The sequence below is a fragment of the Micromonospora sp. RV43 genome, from assembly GCF_001029515.1.
Lineage (GTDB): Bacteria > Actinomycetota > Actinomycetes > Mycobacteriales > Micromonosporaceae > Micromonospora > Micromonospora aurantiaca.
Map to the genome: position 1 here is coordinate 1 of NZ_LEKG01000161.1, position 18,534 is coordinate 18,534.

Here is an 18,534-nt window from a genome sequence, read left to right on the forward strand (position 1 = left end):
CGATACAGGCGCACAGCGCGCCGACGTAGCTCATCGGGGTACTTCTTCGGTGCTGCCACGGACGACTTCCTCCCCACGGCCATCAGACCATGATCAAGAACCTCCATGAAAGCGGGGGTGGCTCAGGTGCGCGGAGATCTCCCCGGTGGTCAGCCCTTTGGCATACAACGACAGGATCGCCTCGTTGAACCCGTCCAACCGGCGGGCATGCTTGGGCACGATCCGGGGCGTGAACGACCCGGCCCGATCCCGTGGGACCTGAATCCGCACCGGCCCGACCTCGGTCTGCACCGTCTTCGCCCCGTGCCCGTTGCGAATGTTGGCCCGCCGACCCGACTCCTCATCGACACCAGCCTCGTCCAGATGGGCATCCAGTTCGGCGTCGAGCGCTGACTCCAGGACCGTGCGGGTGATCCCCGCGAGGAGCCCACCCGGCCCGACCAACGACACTCCGTCGGCCTTGGCCCGCTCGACCAGCTGCTGCGCGAACTCCACCTCCGCCGCCGACGGCTGCGGAAGCTGAACAGCGTTCTTCTTGTCTGCTATGACGTGGTCCTTCCCGGACAGGATCAACGTCCTGTCCAACGGACCACACCCAGGTCAAACACGGAAATCTACGCAGTCCCGTCTGCGCCGGGGTGTTCTGTCTCCACGCGTACGGGCTGGTGGCCGGGTCGCCGGAGGATCGCGCCGCGTGCGCGCTGATGATGGGTTTCGCAGGCTTGGCGGGTGCGCCGGCGGCAGCCCTCGCGCTGCTTCGCGTGCACTGGTCCCGCCGTGGCACGACGCTGGCCGGTCGGGCGTGGCAGGTGTGGCAGGCGGGGTCGTGGTGCGCTCGCTGTGGGCAGGCGATTCTGCCCGTGCCGTGGGCGGGCCGGGAGGTCGTCGTGCCGGCAGCGGCGGTGCACACCGCCGTTGGGGAGATCGCGGCGGGGCGGCTGCCGGCGCTGGCTGGTTATCGCTGACCGGGCGTCGCGGCGGTCGTGGTCCACAGGTCGCGCAGCGGTATCCACGTAGAGCCCAGATCCTGCCAGTAGCCGGTGAGGACTCCGGCCATCGGTGTGGTGGGGTCGCTCCACCAGATCGCGGCCACGATTTGTCCCGCTCGGTCACCGGACGGGATCCGGTAGGCGTACTCGATGTACTGGACGGTCCGGCCGGCAACGGTTCGCTGCTGCGTCGGGCCGGCCGCGCCTGCCGCGAGGTTCGGCGTGGTGCTCGCTTGGATGCGGTAGCGGGCCTGCGCGGCGTCGCGGTCGGCCCGGGTGCGGTAGGTGATCCAGTAGCTGGTGACGATGCCGGCCGTGCAGCGGGTGCGGCTCGTCTCGCCGTTGCCTCGCTGGACTGTGCTGATGGCCTCGGCCGAGCAGCCGGCGACGGCGCCGAGCCATGGCCTGGCGAAGTCGGCGAGTTCAGGGGTCGGTAGGCGGGCCCGGTTGACGGTCGCCTGGCGCTGTGCGAACAACGCGCCGGGTGGTGGGCTGGGCGCCGTGGCTGCCGGTGTGCGCGTCACGCACAAGCGCCGACCGACGTTCCTCAAGACCCTCGACGCCGCCGGGCTGTAGCTGACCGGTCTCCCGATTGCGGGTTGCTGGAGCAGTAGTTGCCTGATGGCCTCGGTCCCCGTGCTGATAATCGACTGGGCCGGCAGTCTCGCGGCCGAGGGGGAAGCGGACCTACCGTGGTTGCCGACGACCATGGCAACGGGAGTGGACATCATGCTCGACGTACGCCACCTCGATCTCGAGGGGATCGCCACGGCGCTGCAGGACCAGAGCGCGTACGAGTACCGCTGGCTCATCGATCCGGCCAGCGGGGAGATCCTGATGTGGACGGCTGATGGCGGCATCGACGGGAAGACGCCGGTGGACCTGGATGAACTCGACCTGGTCCTGATCGAGGCGTTACCGCCCTCCGTCTGGCACCGCGACATGGTCGACTTTGCCGAGCGGGTCAGCGACGAGCGGGCGGGTCGCAGGCTCTTGCGGGCCGTCCAAGGCAGGGGTGCCTTCCGACGGTTCAGGGACGAACTGCACGACGAGTATCCGCACCTGCTGATGGCTTGGCACGCCTTCCATCAGGCTCGGGCAACCCGCCGGGCCATTGACTGGCTGCTCGACAGATGCCTGATCGATGACGTTGTCGCGAGCCGCTGTCGGACCGAGCACCCTGACCCGGACGTGCCATGAGTCGAGCAGGCCGGGGAGACGGAGGCAGCAGAGCAGCCTGATCGAATCTATTCGACTGCTCGGAGTAGGGCGGTCCGCCATGCAGAGACGCGAGCCCGCATGTCGGCGACTTCATGCGGCGCCAGACCGTAGTCGGTGAAGTCTTCGTCGTCGAAGCGGTCGACGTGGCGAAGCATCGTGGCGAACATGCTCCGGTCGAATCCGTCGTCGGCGGCGTGCGCGAGGTCGCAGAGCTGGTCGAGGGTGTACCGGCCGCTGCTGATGGCGGCGTCGATGTCGAGGAAGTCGCGGGCGGCTGCCCGGTTGTAGAGGGCGTCCATCTTGCCGGCCATGACGTCATCGGGGTGCAGGACCGGACCGATGTCCATCTGGACTGGCGGCTGAGCGCGCCAGTTCGCGACCAGTTCCACGCGGTGTTGCTGGTCCGGGTGGGCCGGTTCGGTGACGTGTAGCCGAGCGAACGTGTCGAGCCGCAGGTCGATGTCGACGCGGAAGCCCTCGGCGCGATAGGCGGTGATCACCGCGTCGACGGCGGTGGGGAAGTCGGCGCGGCGTTGCCAGTCGGCGAACAGATCGACGTCTTCACTGGGGCGGTCGAGGATGCCATGGGCGGCGATCGCATGCCCGCCGGCCAACGCGAACCCGTATTGGCCGCCGACCTGCAGGGCGATCTGCGCCAGGCGGCGATGGATCGGCGGGGTCTGCTCGGCCACTATGCGGCGTGCCGGCGCGCTCTGGCCAGTTCGGGAAACCGCGCTTCCCACAGATGGCGAACCTGCGGAGGCAACACCAAGCTCGGCCACAGACGCAGCAACGTCGCGCCGTCCAGCCATTGGGTGAGGTCATCGTGCGCGGTCGCCTCGCGCAGCACGGTCTCGTACATGCTGGCCAGGCGTCTGGGTCTGCTCGTGTCGTAGCGGGCCCGCCCGGACCAGTCGAGCCGGCGATCCAGGCTCACGACGCCGCTCGTTGGTCCCCGTAGATCGTCGAGCCGGTCGGCGACGACGTAGGGCCGCTGGTCGGCGTAGCGGGAACCGGCGGGGGCTCCGCCGGTGTTGGCACCACTCATGATCGACCAGCCTCCTCAGGCTGCTGCGTGACGACAACGTTAAGGCCCACGGTAGTGGACGGTGCGACGGGCGAAGGGCTCGCGGCACTGTGTCGGACCCCATCCAGCCTGACATCGATGATCGGCCCATTGGCGGTCGCGCGACGCCGCAGGCCGGCCGGACTGCCTGGCAGAGGAAGTCCTTGACGATCCGCGGTAACGAGCTCGGTAACGGAGGGCATTGCAGCGGGCGGATGAGACGGCAAGGCGCGGTACGGAACAGCATTCTGGGGCGTCGTTATTGTCCGATTCCGCCGACGTTTCAGCTTGTTCCGGCATGCTGTGACAGAATCGTTGTCAAACTGGGGGTCAAGGGGTCGTCGGTTCGAATCCGGCCGTCCCGACCGGTTGACCTGGGGAGATGGAGATCTTCCCAGGTAACGGCGGTAACATCCGGTAACGAATGATCTTTGATGGCGGTAACCGTGCCGCGGGTTGAGGTCGTTCCCCCTCGGCGTTCACCGGCTTTGGCCTGCGGCTCCGCGCCAATGCCGGATGGGCCGGCATGTTGCTTCCTTGATTTCATATCAAGTTAGGTGTCGGCAGCTGCCACGACGCCGGGTGAGTGGTGTAGAAGCTGGCCCTGTGCCTGCCGAGGTTTCCATCCAGGCAGGTCAAGCGGCATGTCCGTACTCATGGAGGATGCCACCGAGCCGGTTACGTCGGTGGATGTGCAAGGTGGGCGAGCGTCCGGGGCGATGATCGGTTCGGGCAGCGGAGCGAGTGGCCGGGCGTTGGCGCGGTCCGTCCCGGCGGCGACGGCAGAACTCGGCTCACCTATGCGGGATTACCCGCCGGTATCAGCCATGTCGTTCCGCACTGGAGCCGGCCCCTCAGGTTGATGACGTGCGGGTCGTTGCCCGGGTCAGCCAGGATGTGCTTGTGAACGACGAGCGGGCCCCGTCGTGGTCACACAGCGATGTGGGGCAGGGTCGCCCTGCCAGCCTTGAGCTCTAGGCCGTGTTTCGTAGGGCGTCGGTGTTGGGGCGTGGCGGTGGTCGCTAATTGAAGAGGTCTCCGGTAGTTGGTTCAGCGACCAAGCTAGAACTTCACACCGGAGACCTCGTGCCGAGCGTAGCGGCAGCGAGGCGACATGACCTGACCGATGTGCAGTGGGCGGTGCTGGAACCGTTGCTGCCTGCGGGAACGGGTCATGCTCGGCCGCGCAGATGGACCATGAGAGTGATCATCGACGGGATTCGTTGGCGGGTCCGGACCGGATCTCCGTGGCGGGACGTGCCCGTGCACTACCCGCCGTGGCAGACCCTGTATCGATGGTTCCGGCGCTGGCAGCGTGACGGCGTCTGGGCGCAGATCCTCACCTCGTTGCAGGCCCTGGCGGACGCGGCGGGGTTGATCGGCTGGACGGTGAGCGTGGACTCGACCATCAGCCGCGCCCATCAGCACGCCGCTGGAGCTCGCCGCGACGGTGAGGCGCAGAAGGAGCCGCCCGGTGGTGTGCAGGCCGAGCCGGCAGATCATGGGCTCGGCCGATCGAGGGGCGGCTGGACCACCAAGACCCATCTGGCCTGCGAGCAAGGCCGCAAACTGATGGCCTTGGTAGTGACCGCCGGCCAGCGCGGCGACAGCCCGCAGTTCATCCCCGTACTGGCCAAAGTACGTGTCACGCGAGCCGGTGGCGGCCGGCCACGGACCCGCCCCGACACCGTGCTGGCCGACAAGGCGTACACGTCCAAGGCCAACCGAGCCCACCTGCGATCCCGCGGCATCCGAGCGTGCATCCCGAGCAAGGCCGACCAGGACGCGCACCGTAAGGCCAAAGGGTCCAAAGGCGGACGTCCGCCCGCCTTCGACCCCGAGGTCTACCGCCTGCGTCACGCCGTGGAGTGCGGAATCAACCAGCTCAAACAACACCGCGCCATGGCCACCCGCTACGACAAACTCGCCGTGCGCTATGAAGCCACCCTCACCATCGCCGCCATCAACCAATGGCTCCGCGCCCTACGAAACACGACCTAACCCTCTGCTTCCTATCGCGGCTGCTGCTCCTGCGCGTGGGTAGGTTCCGGTCAGGCGGCGACTGTCATGTCGGGACAGTGCACCCCTATAGACCCCTATTGATGCGTAAGGATGTCGTCGCGGAGCGTTATCGTCTGACGATGTCGCCGCCCCCCCGACGGCAAGATCGTCTGACGGAGAGGATCGCCATGTCGCTGCCCACCAACCCTCCGGCGCTGAGCGTGGTGATGCCGACCTACCAGGATCCGCAGTGCCTCGCGCTGACCCTCAGGGCGCTGACCCGGCAGACGCTGCCGCCGGAACGCTTCGAGGTGATCGTGGTCCGGGACGGTGGCTCGTCCGACGGGTACGCCGAGGCGCTCGCCGAGGGTGCCGGTCTCCGCCTGCGCGTGCTGGAACTCGCCGAGCGCAAGGGCCGCTCCGTCGCCCGCAACGAGGGGGCGCGCCGTGCCTGCGCACCTCTGCTGGTCTTCCTCGACGCCGACTCGTGGGCGGTGCCCGACCTGCTGGAGCGGCACCTCGCCTGGCACAGCGTGCCCGGCAACGCGGCGGTGCTGATCGGCCGGCGGGACGAGATCGGCCTCGCTGACCTGCCGGCAGTGCTGGCCGGGGAGTCGCACGCGGTCGCACGCGCCTTCCCGCACGGCGGCGACCTGCGGTTCGCCACGGGGCTTCCCGACGACGGGGGCGAGTGGCTCCGGGCCGGCTGGGTCATCGCCTACACGCACAACATCTCGCTGACCAGCGCTCACTTCGCGCAGGTCGGTGGTTACCGCGAGGCGTTCGGTCTGAGCTACGGCGTGGAGGACGTCGAGTTGTTCTACCGCGTCGACCGCAGCCTCCCCGACGGCGTCAACTTCGGCTACGACGACGACGCCCGGGTCGTCCACCTGCCGCACCACAAGAACATCACCCGCAACTGGATGGAGATGAAGGCCAACTTCCAGCAGGCGGCCCGGCTCTATCCGTGCCTGGAGTGGGAGTTCCTTACCGCCGTCATGGGGTACGAGGCGATCCGGCGCATCCTGCACTATCGCGCGCTCATCGACGAGTGCGTCGAGCGGTCGGCCTGCGCCATCGGGCCCGCCGCCGCGCGCCTCGCCGGCCAGGTGCGGGGGCACCGCACGCTCTGGATCGGCACCGGCCGCGCCGATTCCGGGTTGCCCACCTCGGCGTTGACCTACGACTACGCCGCACCCATCGGGCGGACCAACTTCCACCTGCTCGGCGTCGCCCCGCCCATGCCGCCGGGCAGCCTGGACGCGGTGATCAGCGTGGACTTCTGGCGGTACCTGCTGTGGCCGGAACTCTGCCAGTTCATCTCGGCCTCGCTGCTGCTGGCCGGCGAGGTCCACCTGGTCGCCACCGCCGACTCGACGCCGGGGATGTGCGCCGCCGACCCGCAGACGCTGGACTACCTGCGCCAGGCGCAGGCCGCGGCCTGCGCGGCCGAGCTGCGCGCGGTCGAGGGGCTCGGCCACGTACTGATCCTGCGGCCCCTCCGACCCGCGCCCGGCGCCGCGCGCCGGGTACCCGCTCAGACCGCCGCCGGGGCGCGACCCGCTGCCCTGGTGCCGGGGCGCTCAACGACGCGGGGATAGCAGATCGACGGTGCGGCCAGGCCCGACAACGCGGTCGGGCCTGGCCCAACCGTGCCCGGATCCGGCGTAAAAGACGGAAAGGCGAGTATTGTGCGCGTACTGCTGTCGACTCTCGGGTCGCGTGGCGATGTCCAACCACTGGTGGCGCTCGCGTCGCGGTTGACGGCCCTCGGCCACCAGGCCCGCCTCTGCGCCCCGCCCGACTTCGCCCGCTGGGTGGCCAGCTTCAGGATTCCCTTCGTGCCCGTCGGCCCGCCCTGGCGCAGGTCGGCGGCGCCCAGGTCGCGGGCCGCCGTGCCGAAACCCTCGCCCGCGCAGGTACGCAAGTTCGCCGAGTCCTCCATCGGCATCCAGTTCGAGGTGCTGTCGGCCGCAGCCCGGGACTGTGACGTCCTCGTCGCGTCGACGGGCCTCCAGATCGCCGCCCGCACCGTGGCGGAGAAGCGCGGCATCCCGTACGTCTTCGCGGCGCTCTGCCCGGCGGCTCTTCCCTCACCCCACCACCCCCCGCTGCCGCTGCCGGTGTTCGGGGAGGTCCCGGCGCCCGCGTCGGCCGACAACAGCGACCTGTGGGCCGCCAACCTGCGGCACGTCAACGACACCTTCGCCGCGCCCCTCAACGCGCTGCGGTCGGCGGTGGGGTTGGGCACGGTCGACGACGTCAGCGACCACATCCACACCGACCGGCCGTGGCTGGCCACCGACCCGACCCTGGCACCCTGGCCGGACGTCGCCGATCCGGCCGTCTACCAACCGGGCGCCTGGCTCCTGCCCGACAAGCGGGCCCTGCCCGCCGAGCTGACGGCCTTCCTGGACGCCGGCGGGCCGTGCGTCTACGTCGGATTCGGCAGCGTCGCCGCACCCCCGGGTCTGCTGGAGACGGCCGTGCGGGCCGTGCGCGCGGTCGGTTGCCGGCTGGTCGTCTCCCGGGGCTGGGCGCCGCTCTCGCCGGTCGACCGGTCCCCCGACTGCCTGGTGGTCGGCGAAGTGAACCAGCAGGACCTGTTCCGGGAGGTGGCCGTGGTGGTCCACCATGGCGGCGCGGGCACCACGACCACGGCCGCGCGGGCCGGGACGCCGCAGGTCGTCGTACCGCAGGTGTACGACCAGCACTACTTCGCGCGCCGGGTGTCCGCGCTCGGCATCGGCACCGCACACCCCGGCTCCGTGCCGACCGTCGAGTCGCTGACCGAGGCTCTGGGCGCCGCGCTGCGGCCGGAGGTGGCCGCCCGCGCCCGCGAGTTCGCCGGCGTCGTACGCACCGACGCGGCGCAGGTCGCCGCGGAGCGGTTGGTCGTCGCACCGGGAGCCTGATCGATGAGGCGACGCTCCAGGTACTGCGGGGGCGGGTCCGGCTGGTCGCGCCGGATCAGCCGTGGACCGGTGGGGAGGGCGACCTGCTGGTCATCCCGGAGGCCCGGCACTCGTTGTACGCCGAGGTTAGGGCGTCGGCGGACCGGACCGGTGTCGGGGTGCTCCCTACTCCGGCCGGCGCTGTTCACCGGCGGGGCTGCGGAGACCGTCGGTCGCGCCGCGGGCTCGTGGCGAGCGGGGCGCGTCGGCGTCAGAAGCTGCTGACCAGCTTCACGAACGCTTCGTCGATCTTGGCCGGATCGGTCGCGTCGAAGGCCTTGCCCGATGATGCCTTGGCGATCCGGTCCAGGGTGGCGAAGTCCGACTCCCGGTCGAAGGCGATGCAGAACACCTTCACCGGACGCCGCGGGTCGAGGGCGACCTCGGCGAGCAGGCCGGCCAGGTCGTTGTCCTGCCGGTACTCGTTCTTGCCGTCGGTCAGCACGACGATCGCGTTGATCCGCTGTGGGTCGTACCGGTCGAGCAGCTCTCGGTGCGCGGCCCGGACCGTCGCGTAGAGCGCGGTGCCGCCGTCGACGTGCAGGCCGGCGATCTTGCTGTTGATCCGCTTCTGGTCGAACTCGCCGAGAGGGATCTCCTCCCGGTAGGGGCTCTTCGGCCGCTTCCGGGTCTCCGAGGAGAACGACCAGAGACCCACCCGGTCCTCGGTGTTGAGCAGCGCGAGGCCCTTGCCCGCCGCTGCTGAGGCGACCTGGAAGCGGGTGCGGGTGCCGACCATCGCCTGCATGGACCCGGACGTGTCCAGGGCTATCAGGATGTTGGCCTTCTTGCGGAGCGTCCGCCAGCCGTCCAGCATCGCGCCGACCACCTGCGGGTCCGGGGGCTCGAAGTAGCTCAGCCCACCGGTGGGCTCGGCGCCGACGTTGGCGAGCAGCTCCGCCGAGGCTCGGCGCTCGTGGTCCCGGAAGCCGAGGCGGGCGAAGCTCTCCTGCTGGGCGTCCTCGGTCAGGAAGGCCAGGAAGTCGGTCGCCGCCGCCCGCTGCCGCTCGTCGGCGGAGGGCAGCACCACGAACGGGTGGTCCAGGTTGAACGTGCCCTCCTTGGGGTGGACGGCGACCAGCGGGACGTTCGGCCTGCGGCCCCGCTCCTGCCCGTCCTGCCGAGGGCTCAGCGCACCCGTGTTGTAGAGGTCCACGAGTTCCTCCTGGAGGACGATGGCGCTCATGTCGTCAGTACTGCCCGCGCCGCCCGCCAGGTCCGCCTCGGCGAGGCTGCGCAGCAGGTCCACCGAATCGTCGCTGTAGTGCGACACATTGGCCTCGATCCGGCGGACGAACTGGGTGACCGCGGGGTCGGCAAGGTCGGACCGGGTCAGGTCGCTGGACCGTTGCACCGCCGCGTAGTAGGTGGCGATGGTCGCCGCCAGCCCGGAGGTGGACAGGTTGGGGTTGTCCTTGCCGAAGGTGAAGCGGCCCCACTCCGGCTTGCCGAAGCCCGCCCATCCGTCCCGCCCGGACAGGCCCAGGATCTCCCCCCAGCCCAGCGGCCCGCGCCGGCGTATCAGTTCGGCCTTGGGCTGCGGCATCGCGATCACCAGTGGGCTGTTGGCGATCGACGGGTAGCGGTCCGGGGTCTGCGGTGCTCGCCCGGCGGCTTGGTCGAGCAGCCGGAGCTGGCCGGTCCACAGGCTCGACGTCGGCAGCCAGACCTGTGGTCGCGGCAGGCCGGTGTGGGTCCAGCCGGTGGCCAGCGCCTCGGCGGCCTGGCCCGAGTTGAGCGCGCTGACGTGCACCTGGGCGCAGCCACCGCCGTCGATCGACCGGCTGCTGCGGTTGTAGCGCTCGGCCAGGTCGACCAGCAGCGCCGCCTTCTCCGTCGACGAGTTGACCTGGAGGGTGGTGGCGCAGTCGGTGCGGGGCACCTCGCTGCCCGCATCGCGCTGCTGGACGAACACGAACGCCCCGGCGATGACCACCAGCCCGGCGGTGACGGCGGCGGTGTAGGGCAACCACTGCCGCGTGCGGGTAACGGATGGGGTCATCGGGGCGTCCTCCTCGGCGGGCGGCTGGTGGCCGTCAACCTATCGATCCGGCGCCAGCCGGCGACCCGGACCCCTGCCGCGGCGTCACGGGCGGTCGGACCGTCCCCCGACCGCCGTAGCGACCAGCAGCCGGACCAGGTAGACCACGACGAAGGCGACCGCCCCGACTGCGGCGGCCGGGCCGATCGCGCTCGACGCGACGTAGCCGGCGGCGGCGCCGGCCGAGCCGAGGAAGAGCGCTGTCGAGATGCCCCAGGCGTCGAGGGCCTCACGACGCAGTCGCCGCAACGCGCCGCCGGACCCGGCGCCGACGCCGGGCTCCGTCGCCGGCAGGTACGCCGGCTGGGTCGTCATCCGTGGGTGTGCCGGCTGCGTCGGCCGGGCCTGGGTCGGCACCGTCGGCTGTGGCTGTGGCTGTGGCTGCGTCGGGCGCGGCTGCGGTGCCGTCGGCGTGATCCGGGGAAGGGGATGGTTCGGCGTCGGCGTGCCCGCGGTCTCGTTGCCGACCTCGAGCAGGCTCTCCCGACGTAGCGGCACGGTGGCCGTGGCGTCCTGCCGCAGCAGCCGCACCAGCACCTGCTCGGCACCCGGCCGATCCGCCGGATCCTTCGCCAGGCACTCCCGGATCAGCTCGTCCAGCACCGGAGGCAACGCCGGCAGGTCGGGCGGATCGTGCAGCACCCGGTGCATCACGGCGAAGAGCGAATCATCGCCGAAGGGTGGCCGGCCACCGGCAGCGAACGCGATCGTGGCCGCCCAGGCGAAGACGTCGCAGGGCGGACCGACCGCGTCGTTGCGGAACCGCTCGGGTGCCATGTACGCGGTGGTCCCCATGACCCGGCTGGACGCCGTCTCGGTTACGCCCAGCGCGCGAGCGATGCCGAAGTCGATCACCCTAGGGCCGTCCCTGCCCAGCACCACGTTGTCCGGCTTCAGATCGCAGTGCACCACGCCGGCACTGTGGATCGCGGCGAGCGCGGTGACAGTGCCGACCGCGAGCCGGTGCAGGGCGTTACCGGTCACCGGGCCGCGTTCGCGGACGTGCCGGTGCAGGGTCGGGCCTTCGATGAACTCACTGACCACGTAGGGACGCTCGCCGTCGACCTCGGCGAAGAGCACCTGCGCGGTGCAGAACGGAGCGACCCGGCGCGCGGCGGCGATCTCCTTCACGAACTGCGACCGCGCCCGTGGATCAGTCAGGTCGACGTTGACCATCTTGACCGCGACGCGGTCACCAGCGTCGTCCTCACCGAGGTAGACGACCCCCTGCCCACCCGCGCCCAGCCGGCCGAGCAGCCGATACCGGCCGGCGGTGACCGGGTCGTGCGTCCACAGCTTCGCCAATCCTGGCACCGGCGTGCCGGCCAGTTCTGACATCCCGACTCCATCAGTGTCGTGCCCGGCCACCGGCGGCGCAGGGCACGGCCATCGTGTCATGCCGCAGCGACGACAGAGGACAGCCGATCATGGGTGGGAGCCACCACCGCCGGTGGTCCTCGCGGTGGCGGTCGCCGCACTGCGCGGGCCGGCCCGGCCTACGACGGCGGGCGTCCCTCCAGGGTGTCCCTTCGTCCTCCGCCGTGGCCGGCGCGAACTCGTTTCCCGCCGTGCCGTGCCAGCGGGTCGATGCCGGTGCCCGACCACGGTCGCCGGCCCGCGCAGCCGCAGCGGCGTCAGGCCCGGCGCAGCGTCCGCAGGGTGCCGGCCCAGGCGACCACCTCGTCGAGCATGGTGCCGAGGGCCTGCTCGTGGTGCGCGGCCGGCCGGAAGTCGCGGAAGTTGACGAAGTCGGTCGTCAGAGAGAGCGCGACCTGGGAGCGGACGTCGGCGACGCCGAGCTGCCCGAGCACCAGCCGCAGGTGCTCCGCCGCCCGGGTGCCGCCGTGCACGCCGTAGCTGACGAGGCCGGCGGCGGCGTGCTGCCACTCCTGGTAGAGGAAGTCGAGGGAATCCTTCAGTGCGCCCGGGATGGAGTGGTTGTACTCCGGCGTGACGAAGACGAAGCCGTCGAACCCGGCCACGGTCGTCGCCCAGCGGCGTACGGCGGGGCGTCGCGACGGCGCCATCGACGGTGGCAGCACCTCGTCGAAGTGTGGCAGGGCGTAGTCGGCGATGTCGACCAGCTCGACAGTGGCGTCGCCCCGCTTGGCGGCGACGTCGCGCACCCAGCGGGCCACGGCGTCGGCCTTGCGGCCGGGTCGCGTGCTGCCGACGATGACACCGATCCTGACCATGCTGCTCTCCTCTACGCGATGGGGGTGGGGCGCGCGGGAGCCGGCGTGCCGGTCAGGTCACGAGCCAGCTCCACCGCGCCGTGCAGGGACGACAGCCCGCCGAGGGCGGCGGGACGCACCGGTGGCGCCGGACGGCCGGGCCGGCCGGCGCGGCGTGCCCGTTCCGCGACGAGCGGCACGAAGCCGGGCAGGCCGGCGGCGAACCCGCCGCCCACGATCGCCAGCGCCGGATCGAGGATCTCGCCGAGGCTCACCACCGCCGCCGCCAGCGCCCGGCAGCTCTCCTCGACCGCCGCCACCGCCCAGGGCTCGCGCCCGTCGAGTCCGGCCCGCAGGTCATCGAAGCCCACCTCGCCGCCCCGGCGGGCGGCAGCACGGCGCAGGGTGGCGGGGCCGGACGCGATGGACTGGAGGCAGCCATGCCGGTCGCAGTCGCAGCGCTCACCATCGAGAGCGACGACCACGTGACCGATCTCGGCGGAGGACCGGCCCGGCACCGGCCGGCCGGCCAGTACGACGCCACCGCCGATCCCGGTGCCGACGCCCAGGTAGACCACGTCGTCCGCGCCGGCGCAGCGCGCCTCTGCAAGGGCGGCGAGATCACCATCGTCGGCGACGGCGGTTGCCGCGTCGGGAAAGAGGCGGCGCAGCGCGCCGGTGAGGTCGAGGCCCACCCAGCCGGGGCGCCCAGGCCAGGTGGTGACGGTGCCACCGGTGTCAGTGGTCGCCGGCATGGCCACCCCGACCGCGTCCACCGGTCCCCACCGGTCGCGCAGCCGGTCCACCTCGACGGCCAGCACCATCAGGTCGGCGGCCGGGTCGGCAGTCCGGGGCCAGCGGAAGGTGCGGTCGTACGCCGGCTGCCCGGGCGCCTCCGCGCGCAACGCGACCTTGGTGCCGCCGACGTCGATGCCGAGGACGCCGCCGTGGCGCTGCGGACCGGACACGGCCGGCCTCAGCCCAGCCGCACGTGCAGGTAGACGAGCGCGAGGGCGGCCACGGCAAAGATCACCGGCGTCAGGATCGTCGCGGCCGGGTCCTTGGCCCGGGAGTGGTAGACGACCGCGCCCGCCATCTGCAGGGCGAGACCGATCGCCGCGGCGATGCCCAGGGGCGGCCAGAGCAGGCCGAGCAGCAGCCCGGCGACCGCGGCGAGTTCCAGCACCCCCAGCGCGCGTGTCAGCCCCGGCGAGACGCCGAGGTGGTCCATCCGCTCGCGCATCTGTGCCTGCCCGGTGAGCTTCGGCACGGCGGTGCCCACGAACACGGCGGCGAGGACGAGGGTCAGGACGAGGACGGAGATCTCCACGTGAGGTCCTTCGGGAAGAGTCGGGACGTGCGGACGACCGCGCTGCCGGCACGCCGGCGCCCACGGCACTGGACGGCGGGGTGCCCGGTCGTCATCGGACGGTCGCGGTGAGGGCGCGCGCGGCCAGCCGGTAGCCCAGCGCTCCGAGCCCGACGATCACCCCGCTGGCCAGCGGGGCGATCACCGAGTCGTGCCGGAAGCTCTCCCGCGCCCACACGTTGGACAGATGCACCTCGACGAAGGGCCGGGGGTAGTTGGCCAGCGCGTCGCGCAGGCTCCAGCCCGCGATCATCAGGGCGCCCGGGTTGACGATCGCGCCCACCGTGTCGTAGCTGTTCTGGATCGTGCGGATCAGCGCACCCTCGCAGTCGTGCTGCTCGGCGACCACACCCCAGCCCCGGGTGGCGACCTCCTCGCCGACGGCACGTTGGACGTCGTCCAGGGTGTCGGTGCCGTAGATCTCCGGTTCCCGCCGGCCGAGAATGCCCAGGTTCGGGCCGTTCAGCAGCAGTACGTCCGACACGCTTCACCTCGTGGGGCACGGCCCTGGTCCCGCAGAGCCTGATGACTGGTCACCGCAGTCTTACTACGCCAACGGCTCCCGGCGAACCGGCGGCGCCCGAGGCGCGGGTGGACTAAGGGGTGGCTAGGGGCTGTTAGGGGCGGTGACCGCGTATCCGCGTCGGTTACCGTCCTCCCTGCTGAGCGACGCCGCCGGCTCCGGACGGAGGCGTCACGTACCGCGCGGCCATCCGGTGCTCCGCTGTGCCCGGACCGCGTACCGGCGGTCTCGGGTCGTCCCGCCCGATGGTCAGTCGAAGCCCCTGGTCTGCCCGAGTTGGGAAGTGGGAAGTCATGAGTGGTCAGCCCTCGACGGTGTCCGAGTTCCCCGAGTGGCCGCAGTACGGCGACGAGGAGCGAACCGGACTGATCCGCGCCCTCGAACAGGGCCAGTGGTGGCGGATGGGCGGCAGTGAGGTCGACTCCTTCGAGCGGGAGTTCGGTGACTACCACGGCAGCCCTCACGCGCTCGCCGTCACCAACGGCACCCACGCGCTGGAAGTCGCGCTGGAGGTGCTCGGCGTCGGCCCCGGTACGGAGGTGATCGTCCCGGCCTTCACGTTCATCTCGTCCTCGCTGGCCGCGCAGCGTCTCGGCGCGGTCGCCGTGCCGGTCGACGTCGACCTGGACACCTACTGCGTCGACCCCGCCGCCGTCGAGGCCGCGATCACCCCCCGTACCAAGGTGATCATGCCGGTGCACATGGCCGGGCAGTTCGCCGACATGGACGCGCTCGACAAGCTCGCCGCCGACGCCGGGGTGGCTCTGCTGCAGGACGCGGCACACGCCCACGGCGCGCAGTGGCGGGGCCGGCGGGCCGGCGCGCTCGGCTCGGTGGCCGCCTTCAGCTTCCAGAACGGCAAGCTCATGACCGCCGGCGAGGGCGGAGCGGTCGTCTTCCCCGACGAGGAACTGCGCGAGCGGGCATTCCTCGTGCACAGCTGCGGCCGGCCCCGCACCGACCGCGAATACCTGCACAGCACCACCGGCTCGAACTACCGGATGAGCGAGTTCACCGCCGCTGTGCTACGCGCCCAGCTGACCCGCCTCGACGAGCAGATCGCGCTGCGCGAGCAGCGCTGGCCGCTGCTGTCGAGCCTGCTCGCCGAGATCCCGGGCGTCGTCCCGCAGGCGACCGACCCCCGCACCGACCGCAACCCGCACTACATGGCGATGTTCCGGATCCCCGGGATCGGCATCGAGCGCCGCCGTGCCGTGGTGGACGCGCTCATCGCCCGGGGCGTCCCGGCGTTCGTGGCGTTCCGGGCGATCTACCGGTGCGAGGGCTTCTGGATGGCCGGCGCGTCCGACGAGTCGGTAGAGGCGATCGCGGCCCGCTGCCCCAACACCGAGCAGATCCACTCCGACTGCGTCTGGCTGCACCACCGCACCCTGCTCGGCACGGAACAGCAGATGCACGAGATCGCCGCCGTGCTCGCCGACGTCCTCGCCGGATGACGGCCCGGCCCCCGGCCGCGGCCGGCCGGCCGGTGCGGGTCGCGGTGGTCGGCCTCGGCTGGGCCGGGCGGGAGATCTGGCTGCCCCGGCTCGCCGCACACCCCGGCTTCGAGGTGGTCGCCGTGGTCGACCCGCAGCCCGTGGTGCGCGATCAGGCCCGCGACACCCACGCCGTCGCGTCCGCGTACGCCGACGTCGAGGACCTGCCCGCCGGAACGGTCGACCTGGCGGTGGTCGCCGTACCGAACCACCTGCACGCGGTCGTCGCCGTCCGGCTGCTGCGCCGGGGCGTACCGGTGTTCCTGGAGAAGCCGGTCTGCCTGACCTCCGCCGAGGCGGGCATCCTGGCCGACGCGGAGCGCGACGGCGGCGCGGTGCTGCTGGCCGGCAGCGCCGCCCGTTACCGGGCCGACATCCGGGCGCTGGCCGACGTGGCCGGCGGGCTGGGCCCGATCCGGCACGTCGATGTGGCCTGGGTTCGCGCCCGAGGGGTGCCCGACGCGGGCGGCTGGTTCACCCGCCGCGACCAGGCCGGCGGGGGCGCGCTGGTGGACCTCGGCTGGCACCTGCTCGACACGGTGCTGCCGCTACTCGGCCCGGCCCGTGTCACTCACGCGATCGGCAGCGTCTCGGACGACTTCGTCAACGACAGCGCCGCCCACGCCGCCTGGCGCGGCGGGGCCGACACCGCAGGCCGCGTTCCCGGCGACGTCGAGGACACCGCCCGGGGGTTCCTGCTCACCGACACCGGCGCCTCCGTCGCCCTGCACGCCTGCTGGGCCTCGCACGAGTCGCTGGACCGCACCACCGTCACCGTGCACGGCGCCGCGGGGTCGGCGACGCTGCGCTGCACGTTCGGCTTCAGTCCCAACCGGGAGCCCACGCCGGTGCTGACGCGTACCCGCGACGGCCGGACCGCGCGGCTGCCGCTGCCCGGGGAGCCGATCGGCGCGGAGTACGACCACCAGCTCGACGCCCTGCCCGGGCTGCTCGCCGACCCGGCCGCCCGGGGCGCGGCCGTCGCCGAGGCCCGCCGGACCATCGACATCATCGAACGGATCTACCAGTGCGCCCGGCCCACCCGGCCGGAGCGCCAGCACGCACTGGTGGGCCATCGCGCCGGGTGAGAACCACCGTCGGCCCCAACCCCTTCCGGGAGCAGCCATGAGCCGTCCATCGTCCACAGTCGAGGTGACCCCGCCGTCGCCGGCGCGCGGCCCGATCCGCGCGGTCGTGTTCGACCTCGACGGCGTCATCGTCGACAGTTCGGCCGTCATGCGTGAGGCGTTCAGCATCGCGTACGCCGAGGTGGTGGGCGACGGGCCGGCGCCGTTCGAGGAGTACAACCGGCACATGGGCCGGTACTTCCCGGACATCATGCGCCTGATGGGGCTGCCCCTGGAGATGGAGGAGCCGTTCGTCCGCGAGAGTTACCGGATGGCCCACCTCGTGCCGCTCTTCCCCGGCGTCCGGGAGACCCTGGAGACCCTGCACTCGCGTGGCATCCGAATGGGGATCGCCACCGGCAAGGCCGGCCCGCGGGCCCGCTCCCTGCTCGACCAACTCGGCGTGCTGGGCCTCTTCGGACAGGTGATCGGCTCCGACGAGGTGGCCCGTCCCAAGCCTGCCCCGGACATCGTGCTCCAGGCACTGGGCAACCTCGACGTGCCGCCGCACGAGGCCATGATGGTGGGCGACGCGGTGATCGACCTGCTCAGCGGCCGGGACGCCGGGGCGACGGCCGTCGCCACGACGTGGCACGGCGGGGACATCGCGGCGCTGCTCGCGGCCGGCCCCGACCTGGTCGTGCACGCCCCGGCGGAGTTGCTCGCGCACTGCCCGGCGGCCCTCGTCCACTGACCCGGACCGGAGCGCGCCGGGCTGCTCGCGCGGGCCGCACGGCGCGCTGCCGCCGAGCCTGCCGGCAAGCGGCGGTCAGCGGGTGTCGCTGACCGCCTCGGGGCCGGCTTCCAGGAAGCGCAGCATGCCGGTGGCCAGGATCTCGGCGACGGGGGCCGGGACCAGATCGGTACGGATGGTGACCCGCAGGAGGACACTCTCGTCGCCGGGCAGCACCTCGGCGACGCAGGCACCGGACCACTCCCGGGCGTACGGTTCGACGACCTCCTCGGTCCGGCAGCCGGGCAGGTCCAGCGGGAGGACGAGGTTGTCCTGGTAGGCGAACGAGGGCAGGCTGTTGATCACCTCGCGGGGCAGGTCGAGGACCGGGTCGTCGGTGACCATCTCCAGGAAGGAGACGTCCTGGGCGGCCATCAGTTCGTCCGCGGCCTGCTGGAGGCCCCGCATCAGGTGTTTCTCCGGGCCGCCGAACCGGACCCGGAGACAGTTGCTGCTGATCCTGCTCGTGAAGGCGGAGTCGAGGACGCGGCTGCCGCGCTGGGCGACGATCATCAGCAGGGCGATGTCGTCCTGCCCGTGGATGGCGCGTAGCGCCGAGGCGTAGGCGGCGGCGAAGTAGGTGGAACGGCTGAAGCGGTGTTCGACGGCGGCTCGGTCCCAGCGCCGCACCAGCTCGGGCGGGACGGCGACGATGTGCCCGGTCTTGGGGCCCCAGGTCGGGGTCTGTTCCAGGATCTCCTGCGGCCGGCCCGTGCCTTGGCGGGGCAGGTCGCGTAGTTGTTCGCGCCAGTAGGTTCGTTGGGTTTGCAGGTCGGCGGCGTCGCGTAGGCGGGTGTATTCGTCGTGGGACTGGTGCAGTGTGGGTGCGGGGTGTTTCCA

17 protein-coding genes and 1 pseudogene are annotated in these 18,534 nt (G+C 71.6%); 7 read left to right on the forward strand and 11 right to left on the reverse strand.

Annotated elements, in window-relative coordinates:
* Positions 1-93: 93 nt before the first annotated feature.
* A complete protein-coding gene (locus tag ABD52_RS29155) occupies positions 94-495 on the reverse strand; it encodes a transposase (protein WP_235437588.1) in 402 nt (133 codons plus the stop codon).
* Between the two features lie 460 nt (positions 496-955).
* Entirely contained in the window at positions 956-1,513 is a 558-nt protein-coding gene (locus ABD52_RS29165) for a hypothetical protein (protein ID WP_235437589.1), read from the reverse strand.
* A gap of 97 nt (positions 1,514-1,610) precedes the next feature.
* On the opposite strand from ABD52_RS29165, the gene ABD52_RS29170 reads away from it, so the two are divergent.
* Complete coding sequence (locus tag ABD52_RS29170) at positions 1,611-2,189, forward strand: UPF0158 family protein (RefSeq protein ID WP_200905255.1); 579 nt, start codon at positions 1,611-1,613, stop codon at positions 2,187-2,189.
* Between the two features lie 47 nt (positions 2,190-2,236).
* On the opposite strand, the gene ABD52_RS29175 is transcribed toward ABD52_RS29170, so the two are convergent.
* Positions 2,237-2,881, reverse strand: coding sequence for a nucleotidyl transferase AbiEii/AbiGii toxin family protein (locus ABD52_RS29175; RefSeq protein ID WP_347405046.1), 645 nt, complete (start codon positions 2,879-2,881; stop codon positions 2,237-2,239).
* A gap of 20 nt (positions 2,882-2,901) precedes the next feature.
* Positions 2,902-3,258 (reverse strand): hypothetical protein, encoded by a 357-nt coding sequence (locus tag ABD52_RS29180; RefSeq protein ID WP_047893885.1) that lies wholly within the window; start codon positions 3,256-3,258, stop codon positions 2,902-2,904.
* A gap of 1,104 nt (positions 3,259-4,362) precedes the next feature.
* On the opposite strand from ABD52_RS29180, the gene ABD52_RS29185 reads away from it, so the two are divergent.
* The 3 genes from ABD52_RS29185 (at position 4,363) to ABD52_RS29195 (ending at position 8,192) form a co-directional block, all read left to right on the forward strand.
* Positions 4,363-5,277: an IS5 family transposase gene (locus ABD52_RS29185; protein WP_047893886.1), complete on the forward strand. Its 915-nt coding sequence runs from the start codon at positions 4,363-4,365 to the stop codon at positions 5,275-5,277.
* A gap of 188 nt (positions 5,278-5,465) precedes the next feature.
* Positions 5,466-6,878, forward strand: a complete 1,413-nt coding sequence (locus ABD52_RS29190) for a glycosyltransferase family 2 protein (protein ID WP_047893887.1) — start codon at positions 5,466-5,468, stop codon at positions 6,876-6,878.
* A gap of 90 nt (positions 6,879-6,968) precedes the next feature.
* Entirely contained in the window at positions 6,969-8,192 is a 1,224-nt protein-coding gene (locus tag ABD52_RS29195; RefSeq protein ID WP_047893888.1) for a glycosyltransferase, read from the forward strand.
* A 250-nt stretch (positions 8,193-8,442) separates the two neighbouring features.
* Here ABD52_RS29195 and ABD52_RS29200 read toward each other — a convergent pair whose 3' ends face one another.
* The 6 genes from ABD52_RS29200 to ABD52_RS29225 form a co-directional block, all read right to left on the reverse strand.
* The gene (locus tag ABD52_RS29200; RefSeq protein ID WP_047893889.1) at positions 8,443-10,233 is read right to left on the reverse strand and encodes a substrate-binding and VWA domain-containing protein; all 1,791 of its coding nucleotides are present in this window, start codon (positions 10,231-10,233) and stop codon (positions 8,443-8,445) included.
* Between the two features lie 84 nt (positions 10,234-10,317).
* Positions 10,318-11,610, reverse strand: a complete 1,293-nt coding sequence (locus tag ABD52_RS29205) for a serine/threonine-protein kinase (RefSeq protein ID WP_053065508.1) — start codon at positions 11,608-11,610, stop codon at positions 10,318-10,320.
* A 296-nt stretch (positions 11,611-11,906) separates the two neighbouring features.
* Positions 11,907-12,467: an NADPH-dependent FMN reductase gene (locus tag ABD52_RS29210; RefSeq protein ID WP_013285613.1), complete on the reverse strand. Its 561-nt coding sequence runs from the start codon at positions 12,465-12,467 to the stop codon at positions 11,907-11,909.
* Positions 12,468-12,478: 11 nt separating this feature from the next.
* Positions 12,479-13,414 carry an ROK family protein gene (locus ABD52_RS29215; RefSeq protein WP_047893890.1) on the reverse strand — a complete coding sequence of 312 codons (936 nt, stop codon included), beginning with the start codon at positions 13,412-13,414 and terminating at the stop codon, positions 12,479-12,481.
* A gap of 8 nt (positions 13,415-13,422) precedes the next feature.
* A complete protein-coding gene (locus ABD52_RS29220) occupies positions 13,423-13,776 on the reverse strand; it encodes a DoxX family protein (protein ID WP_013285615.1) in 354 nt (117 codons plus the stop codon).
* Positions 13,777-13,867: 91 nt separating this feature from the next.
* A complete protein-coding gene (locus ABD52_RS29225) occupies positions 13,868-14,299 on the reverse strand; it encodes a type II 3-dehydroquinate dehydratase (RefSeq protein WP_047893891.1) in 432 nt (143 codons plus the stop codon).
* A 332-nt stretch (positions 14,300-14,631) separates the two neighbouring features.
* Between ABD52_RS29225 and ABD52_RS29230 the strand changes: the two genes are divergently transcribed.
* From ABD52_RS29230 to ABD52_RS29240, 3 genes are read left to right on the forward strand one after another with little or no spacing between them, the layout of a single operon-like run.
* On the forward strand, positions 14,632-15,795 hold the full coding sequence (locus ABD52_RS29230; RefSeq protein WP_030274336.1) for a DegT/DnrJ/EryC1/StrS family aminotransferase: 1,164 nt from the start codon (positions 14,632-14,634) through the stop codon (positions 15,793-15,795).
* A complete protein-coding gene (locus ABD52_RS29235; protein ID WP_047893892.1) occupies positions 15,792-16,922 on the forward strand; it encodes a Gfo/Idh/MocA family protein in 1,131 nt (376 codons plus the stop codon). The genes ABD52_RS29230 and ABD52_RS29235 overlap by 4 nt, the downstream gene beginning before the upstream one ends.
* Positions 16,923-16,959: 37 nt before the next feature.
* Complete coding sequence (locus ABD52_RS29240) at positions 16,960-17,655, forward strand: HAD-IA family hydrolase (RefSeq protein ID WP_013477291.1); 696 nt, start codon at positions 16,960-16,962, stop codon at positions 17,653-17,655.
* A 75-nt stretch (positions 17,656-17,730) separates the two neighbouring features.
* Here the strand turns inward: ABD52_RS29240 and ABD52_RS29245 are convergent.
* Positions 17,731-18,534 (reverse strand): annotated as a pseudogene (locus ABD52_RS29245) (non-ribosomal peptide synthetase); the annotation flags it as partial.